We start from the raw sequence: 7,908 nt of genomic DNA, 5'->3' as shown, positions 1-7,908 counted from the left end.
CCCGGCCATAACGATGCGAAGCATCAGCGCCCCGAGAGCCAGCGCATATGCGGTCGCCATGCAAGTGAGGGCAATGGCGAGAAGGATGACCTATCCCGCGCCCGCGCGCTTCTTCTGCCACACGAGGTGGACGGCGCAGGTGCAGCCCGGAGGATGCGAGGCGAGATCGTCCGAAGACACGTCGTTCGCGGGCGTCGCCGCGAATGAGGTCCTGGCCGCATTCTGCTGCGCCGGAATGTAGTTCAACACCGGCGCGAGCCAGCGTTCGACCTCGGCGACCTCCATGCCCTTGCGCGCGGCGTAATCCTCGACCTGATCGCGCTCGATCTTGCCGACGCCGAAATAATAGCTCTCGGGGTTCGCGAAATAGAGCCCGGACACGGAAGATCCCGGCCACATCGCAAAGCTCTCGGTCAGCTTCACGCCGGCCGTGTTCTCGGCGTCGAGCAGCGCGAACAGCATCGCCTTCTCGGTGTGATCGGGCTGCGCGGGGTAGCCGGGAGCGGGACGGATGCCCTGGTACTTCTCCAGGATCAGCTCGTCGTTGGACAGCGCCTCGTCCGGAGCATAGGCCCAGAACTCGCGCCGCACGCGGGCATGCATGCGCTCGGCAAAGGCTTCGGCCAGGCGATCGGCGAGGGCCTTGCAGAGGATCGAGGAATAGTCGTCATTGGCCTTCTTGAAGCGGTCGGCAACCGCGTCCTCGCCGATGCCGGCGGTGACGACGAAGCCGCCGACATAATCGGGAACGCCCGTGCCGGCCGGTGCGATGAAGTCGGAGAGCGCCGCATTGAAGCGGCCCTCGCGCTTCTCGAGCTGCTGGCGCAGCGTGTGCAGCGTCGCAATCGTCTTGGTCCGGCCCTCGTCGGCGTAGAGTACGATGTCGTCGCCCTGCGCATTCGCCGGCCAGAAGCCGATCGTCGCGCGCGCCCGGAACCATTTTTCCTTGACGATGGTGTCGAGCATCTTGCGCGCATCGTCATAGAGCGAACGCGCGACCTCGCCGACCTTGGCGTCGTCGAGGATGGCGGGGAAACGGCCCGCAAGCTCCCAGGTCTGGAAGAACGGCGTCCAGTCGATGCAGTCGACGAGCTCGGCGAGGTCGTAGTCGTCGAACGTCTTGGTGCCGAGGAAGGTCGGCTTCACCGGCTTCGATGCGGCAAAATCGATCGGCACGCGGTTGGCGCGGGCATCGGCCAGCTTCAGGCGCTTCTTGTCGGCCTGCGCGCGCAGATGCGCCTCGGAGATCTTGGCGTATTCGGCGCGCACCTCGGCGGCGTAAGACGCGCGCTTCTCGGGCGAGAGCAGGGAGGAGGCGACGCCAACGGCGCGGCTGGCGTCGTTGACATGCACCACCGGACCTGCCCGGTAGCTCGGGTCGATCTTCACCGCCGTATGCACGCGGCTCGTGGTGGCGCCGCCGATCAGCAGCGGCAGCTTCAAGCCTTCGCGCTGCAATTCGCCGGCAAAGAACGCCATCTCGTCGAGTGAGGGCGTGATCAGGCCGGACAGGCCGACGATGTCAGCCTTCTCCGCCTTCACGGTCTCGACGATCTTGGCGGCCGGCACCATCACGCCGAGGTCGATGACCTCATAATTGTTGCACTGGAGCACGATGCCGACGATGTTCTTGCCGATGTCGTGGACGTCGCCCTTGACGGTGGCGAGCACGATCTTGCCGGCCGACGAATTGGCGGCGCCGCCGATGCCGCTGGCGAGGTTGCGCGCCTTCTCCTCTTCCATGAACGGCATGAGATAGGCGACTGCCTGCTTCATCACGCGCGCGGATTTGACCACCTGCGGCAGGAACATCTTGCCGTCGCCGAAGAGGTCGCCGACCACGTTCATGCCGGCCATCAGCGGTCCCTCGATGACGTCGAGCGGCCGCGACGAGGCGGCCCGCGCCTCCTCGGTATCCTGCTCGATGAATTCGGTGATGCCGTGCACCAGCGCGTGGGAGAGCCGCTTCTCCACCGGCCATTCGCGCCAGGCGAGATCGGCTTCCTTGCTTTCGATCTTCTTGCCGCGGAATTTTTCGGCGAGCGCCAGTAGGCGTTCGGATGCGCCGGGATCGCGGTTCAACACCACGTCCTCGCAGGTCTGGCGCAGCTCCGGATCGATGTCGTCATAGACGATCATCTGGCCGGCGTTGACGATGCCCATGTCCATGCCGGCCTTGATGGCATGATACAGGAACACCGAGTGCATGGCCTCGCGCACCGGCTCATTGCCGCGGAACGAGAATGACAGGTTGGAAACGCCGCCCGAGATATGCGCACCGGGCAGGTTCTGGCGGATCCAGCGCGTCGCCTCGATGAAGTCGACGCCGTAATTGTTGTGTTCCTCGATGCCGGTCGCGATCGCGAAAATATTCGGATCGAAGATGATGTCTTCCGGCGGGAAGCCGACGCGGTGCACGAGAATGTCGTAGGCGCGTTTGCAGATCTCCGTCTTGCGCGCGAACGTATCGGCCTGGCCGGTCTCGTCGAAAGCCATCACGACGACAGCCGCGCCATGGCGCCGCGCAACTTTCGCTTCGTGGATGAACTTCTCCTCACCTTCCTTCATCGAGATCGAGTTGACGACCGGCTTGCCCTGCACGCATTTCAGGCCGGCCTCGATCACCGAGAATTTCGAGGAATCGACCATCACGGGCACGCGGGCGATGTCGGGCTCGGCGGCGACGAGATTGAGGAATGTCACCATCGCGGCTTCGGAGTCGAGCAGGCCCTCGTCCATGTTGACGTCGATGATCTGCGCGCCGTTCTCGACCTGGTCGCGCGCGACCTGCAGCGCGGCCGTGTAGTCGCCGGCGGTGATCAGCTTGCGGAAGCGGGCCGAGCCCGTGACGTTGGTGCGCTCGCCGACATTGACGAACGGGATCGCGTCCGTAAGCGCGAACGGCTCGAGGCCGGAGAGCCTCAAGCGCGGCGCGATCTCGGGCACGATGCGTGGCTTGTGCGGGGCCACCGCCGCGGCGATCGCCGCGATATGGTCCGGCGTGGTGCCGCAGCAGCCGCCGACGATGTTGACGAGGCCGTCGCGCGCGAACTCGCCGATCAGGCGGGCCATGTAGTCCGGGGTCTCGTCGTACTGGCCGAACTCGTTGGGCAAGCCGGCATTGGGATAAGCACAAACAAGCGTGCCCGCGACGCGGCCGATATCGGCGATGTGTGCGCGCAGGTCTTCCGCGCCGAGCGCGCAGTTGAAGCCGATGGTGACGGGCTTGGCGTGCCGCACCGAATTCCAGAATGCTTCCGGCATTTGCCCGGAGAGCAGGCGGCCGGACTTGTCGGTGATGGTGCCGGACACCATCACGGGCACGTCGATGCCGCGTTCTTCCGTGATCTCGGCGATGGCATAGAGCGCCGCCTTGGCGTTCAGCGTGTCGAAGATGGTCTCGACCAGCAAGAGGTCGACGCCGCCGTCGATCAGGCCCCTGATCTGCTCGCCATAGGATTCGCGCAAATCGTCGAAGGTGACGGCGCGGTAGCCGGGATTGGCGACGTCGGGCGAGATCGAGGCGGTGCGGTTGGTCGGGCCGATGGCGCCGGCGACGAAGCGTGGCTTGCCGTCTTCGGCGGCCACGCGTTTTGCGGCATTGCCGGCGAGGCGGGCGCCTTCACGGGCCATCTCATAGACGATGTCGGTGAGGTCGTAATCGGCCTGCGCGATCGAGGTGGTCGAGAAGGTGTTGGTGGCGACGATGTCGGCGCCCGCGCGCAGGTAAGCGGCGTGGATGTCCTCGATCGCCTGCGGCTGGGTCAGGATCAACAGGTCGTTGTTGCCGCGGAGGTCGCGGTGGAAGTTCTTGAAGCGCTCGCCGCGGAAGGCGGCTTCGTCGAACTGCAGGCCCTGGATCATCGTGCCCATGGCGCCGTCGAGGACGAGGATGCGCTCGCGGGCGGCGGCGAGCAGGGCGTTACGTTTGGGCGAAGTGGGTACGGTCATCTGATCCTACGCAGCCTTCTGGGCGCTCTTGGCGCGAATGCCGAGCAAATGGCTGATCGCGAACACGAGATCGGCGCGGTTCATGGTGTAGAAATGGAAGGTGTCGACGCCGTGTTTTGCCAGTTTGTGGACTTGTCCGGCGGCAACCGTCGCGGCAACGAGCTTCCTTGTATCGGGATCATCGTCGAGGCCGTCGAACTTCTCCGCGAGCCAGTCCGGCACGCTGGTGCCGGCGCGGGTGACGAAATTGCGGGCCTGCTTGAAATTGTGCATGGGCATGATGCCGGGCACGATCGGGATATCGATGCCGCGGGCGCGCACGCGATCGAGATAGCGGAAGTAGAGATCGTTATCGAAGAAGACCTGCGTGATGGCGCGGGTCGCACCCGCATCGACCTTGGCCTTCAGCGTGTCGATATCGGCGTCGAAATCGCGCGCCTCGGGGTGCTTCTCAGGGTATGCCGAGACCGATACCTCGATGTCGGCATGCCGCTTCTTGATGCCGGCGATGAGCTCGGGCGAGCTCTGGTAACCATCGGGATGGGTGGAGTAGGGCGTGCCGATGCCGCCGGGCGGATCGCCGCGCAAGGCCACGATGTGGCGGACGCCGACCTCGTGGTAGCGGTCGACGATCTCGTCGATCTCGCCGCGGGAAGCGCCGACGCAAGTCAGGTGCGCGGCCGGCAGCAGCGAGGTCTCCTTGAGGATGCGCGAAATGGTGGCGTGGGTGCGCTCACGGGTGGAGCCGCCGGCGCCATAGGTCACCGAGACGAATTTCGGCTCGAGCGGGGCCAGGCGGTTGATGGTCTCCCAGAGATTGCGCTCCATCTCCTCGGTCTTGGGCGGAAAGAACTCGAAGGAGATCGCCGGCCGCTTGGCGAGGTGCCCATTTTGCCCATTATCCTGGACAGTCGTCGTCGGCTCGGTCATGGCCCCACTCACTCCAGATCTCTTCGCAACTGCGGCAGGTTTGGTTGGAAGGCTGCAAGATAAGCCAAACGAGCGTCACTCGACAGCCCATCGTGGATGGGAAATAGCCCACTGTATGCATAATATAGCGTACTTTAGCGTCTGATTTGATCTGCAGTGGGACGGTGGTGTATTAAAAAGAAATGCATTGTATATCAATAAGATGATTGTATTTTCAGCGCGAATCAGCTCGAATGAAAAGGGTGGGCAATGTGAAGATTGGGTGATCTTGCTTACCTAAATCCCACCAGACCTTCGACCGGACATCCCCCGTCTCGCGACCCGCACAATTCAGCTCTGCTACAACGGGCCATTGCCGCCTCTGCGCAGCGCACTACCTTCAACCGGCCATGATGCCGCTTTCCGTTCTCGACCTGTCCGTCGTCACCACGGGCACAAAACCTGCTGTAGCGCTGCGCAACAGCATTGATCTGGCGCGCCATGTCGATGGGCTCGGCTACGTCCGCTACTGGCTTGCCGAGCACCATAACCTCGCGTCCGTCGCCAGCCCGGCGCCCGACGTCATGATCGGGCAGATCGCTGCGGTGACAAAACACATCCGCGTCGGCTCCGGCGGTGTGATGCTGCCCAACCACGCGCCGCTGGTGGTCGCCGAACGCTTCAAGATGCTGGAGGCGCTGTTCCCCGGGCGCATCGATCTCGGCCTCGGCCGCGCCCCCGGCACCGACGGTGCCACGGCCTACGCCCTGCGCAGCCGGCTCGACCGGCGCGAGGGCGACGATTTCCTGGAACGGCTGCACGAATTGATCCTGTGGGAGACCCGCGAATTCCCCTCAGGTCATCCCTACAACAACGTCGTCGCGATGCCCGACGACACCCACCTGCCGCCGATCTGGCTGCTCGGCTCCAGCGACTATTCCTCGGAATTGGCCGCGCAGGTCGGCATGGGCTTCGCCTTCGCCCACCACTTCGCGTCGCATGATGCGATCGACGCGATGGTGCATTACCGCAACCGTTTCCAGCCCTCGGCCTGGCGCCCGACGCCGCATGCGATCCTTGCGGTCGCCGTCATCACGGCGGACACCGATGAAGAGGCCGAGAAACTCGCCACCTCCTTCGACCTCAACCGCCTGCGCCGTGATCGCGGTCAGTACTTGCCGCTGCCGAGCGTCGAGGAAGCGCTGGCCTATCCCTATACGGACGCCGATCGCGCCTCGATCGCCCGTAACCGCTCGCGCCTGTTCGTCGGCAATCCCGCAACCGTCCAGCACAAGCTGAAGCCGCTGATCGATGCCAGCAAGCCGGACGAGCTGATGGTGATCACCGCGGTCTATGACCACGAGGCGCGGAAGAAGTCGTATGCGCTGCTGGCGGAGGCGTTCGGGTTAAAGAAAACCGCAGCCGCGTGAAATCTACCGTGCCCCGGACGCAGCGCAGCATGAAATGATGCGCTGCTGAGCCGGGGCCCATCGCGGCCCCTGGGTCCCGGCTCGCGCTTCGCGCGTCCGGGACACGAGACTATTCCCTCGTCTCGCTGAAGGTCGCGCGGAACGGGTGCCCCGGATAGACCCCGACGATGCGGAATTCGCGCGAGAAGAATTTCAGCTCCTCCAGCGCGAAGGCGAGGCCCTTGTCGTCGGGATGGCCGTCGACGTCGGCATAGAACTGCGTGGCGAAGAAATTGCCGTCGACCATGTAGCTTTCGAGCTTGGTCATGTTGACGCCGTTGGTGGCAAAGCCGCCAAGCGCCTTGTAGAGCGCGGCCGGCAGGTTGCGCACCCGGAATACAAAAGTGGTGACCAGCGGGCCGGACCCTTGCGCGGCCCATTTCGGCTCGCGCGCCAGCACGACGAAGCGCGTGGTGTTGTGCGCCTCGTCCTCGATGTCCTCGGCGAGGATGTCGAGGCCGTAGATCTCAGCGGCCAGGCGCGAGGCGATCGCGGCGACGCTCTTGTCCTTGCGCTCGGAGATGTCGCGGGCGCTGCCGGCGGTGTCGGCGGCCACGATCGGCCTGATGCCGAGCTTGCGGATGACGCGCCGGCACTGGCCGAGCGCATGGACATGGCTCTCGACGCTCTTGATGTCTTCGAGCTTGGTCCCCTTCACCGCCATCAGCTGGTGGCGGACCGGCAGGAACCATTCGCCGATGATGAACAGGCCGGAGGCCGGCAGGAGGTGATGGATGTCGGCGACGCGGCCTGCCACCGAATTCTCGATCGGGATCATGCCGAGGTCGGCTTCGCCCGACGAAATCGCCGACAGCGCGTCCTCGAAGGTCGCGCAGGGCATCGGCTCGGCGTCGGGATAGGCCTCGACGATGGCGATGTGGGAATTGGCCCCAGGCTCGCCCTGGAACGCGATTTTCAGCTTGCTCATAACTGGTCTTCTAACAGCGGCTCAGGATTTGGAAAGGATGCTGCGGGCGGTTTCGAGGTCCGGCGGCGTGTCCACGCCGCGAGGCACGCTGTCGACGATCACGATGTCGATCCGCATGCCGGCCTCGATGGCCCGGAGCTGCTCCAGACTTTCCTGAACTTCCAGGGGGGAGCGCGGCAGCGATACGAATCGTTCCAGCGCGGCGCGGCGATAGGCGTAGAGGCCGATATGGTGGTAGCGCGGTCCGTCGCCGTAGGGGGCGGTGGCGCGGGTAAAATAGAGCGCTCGCATGCGTCGCGGACCGATGTGGGAGCCGACGGCCTTCACGACGCTTGGGGCGAGGTGTTCCTCTTCGGTGTGGATCTCTGAGGCCAGCGTCACGATGTCGACCGCGGGATCAGTGAAAGGCGGCAGCACCTCGCGGATGCTCTCGGGCGCAATCGTCGGGAAATCGCCCTGCAGATTGATCACGATCTCGGCTTTCCCCTCTGGATCGAGCTTCTGCATCGCCTCGTGGATGCGGTCGGAGCCGGAGGGGTGTGTCGGGCGGGTCATCACGGCCTCGCCGCCATGGGCGGTCACGATGGAGGCGATTTCCTCGGTGTCGGTTGCAACCGCCACCCGGCCGATCCCGGCGGCTTCGGCCCGCCG

5 protein-coding genes are annotated in these 7,908 nt (G+C 64.7%); 1 reads left to right on the top strand and 4 read right to left on the bottom strand.

The genetic code is table 11. The features are described from left to right. Positions 1-90 precede the first annotated feature (90 nt). Together metH and metF are read right to left on the bottom strand one after the other, a co-directional pair. On the bottom strand, positions 91-3,951 hold the full coding sequence (gene metH / locus AXW67_RS35705; RefSeq protein WP_063681685.1) for a methionine synthase: 3,861 nt from the start codon (positions 3,949-3,951) through the stop codon (positions 91-93). A 6-nt stretch (positions 3,952-3,957) separates the two neighbouring features. Continuing rightward, the gene (gene metF, locus AXW67_RS35700) at positions 3,958-4,881 is read right to left on the bottom strand and encodes a methylenetetrahydrofolate reductase [NAD(P)H] (protein WP_027555830.1); all 924 of its coding nucleotides are present in this window, start codon (positions 4,879-4,881) and stop codon (positions 3,958-3,960) included. 389 nt (positions 4,882-5,270) lie between these two features. On the opposite strand from metF, the gene AXW67_RS35695 reads away from it, so the two are divergent. After that, entirely contained in the window at positions 5,271-6,290 is a 1,020-nt protein-coding gene (locus AXW67_RS35695; RefSeq protein ID WP_063681684.1) for an LLM class flavin-dependent oxidoreductase, read from the top strand. Positions 6,291-6,399: 109 nt separating this feature from the next. On the opposite strand, the gene AXW67_RS35690 is transcribed toward AXW67_RS35695, so the two are convergent. Next, complete coding sequence (locus AXW67_RS35690; protein WP_063681683.1) at positions 6,400-7,257, bottom strand: prephenate dehydratase; 858 nt, start codon at positions 7,255-7,257, stop codon at positions 6,400-6,402. Between the two features lie 21 nt (positions 7,258-7,278). Continuing rightward, positions 7,279-7,908: 3-deoxy-manno-octulosonate cytidylyltransferase (locus AXW67_RS35685; protein WP_245315822.1), on the bottom strand; the 630-nt coding region annotated here is incomplete at its 5' end.

This window comes from Bradyrhizobium neotropicale, assembly GCF_001641695.1.
Taxonomy (GTDB): domain Bacteria; phylum Pseudomonadota; class Alphaproteobacteria; order Rhizobiales; family Xanthobacteraceae; genus Bradyrhizobium; species Bradyrhizobium neotropicale.
The sequence above is the reverse complement of the archived record's forward strand: the minus strand, read 5'-3'. Positions and strand labels throughout refer to the sequence as shown.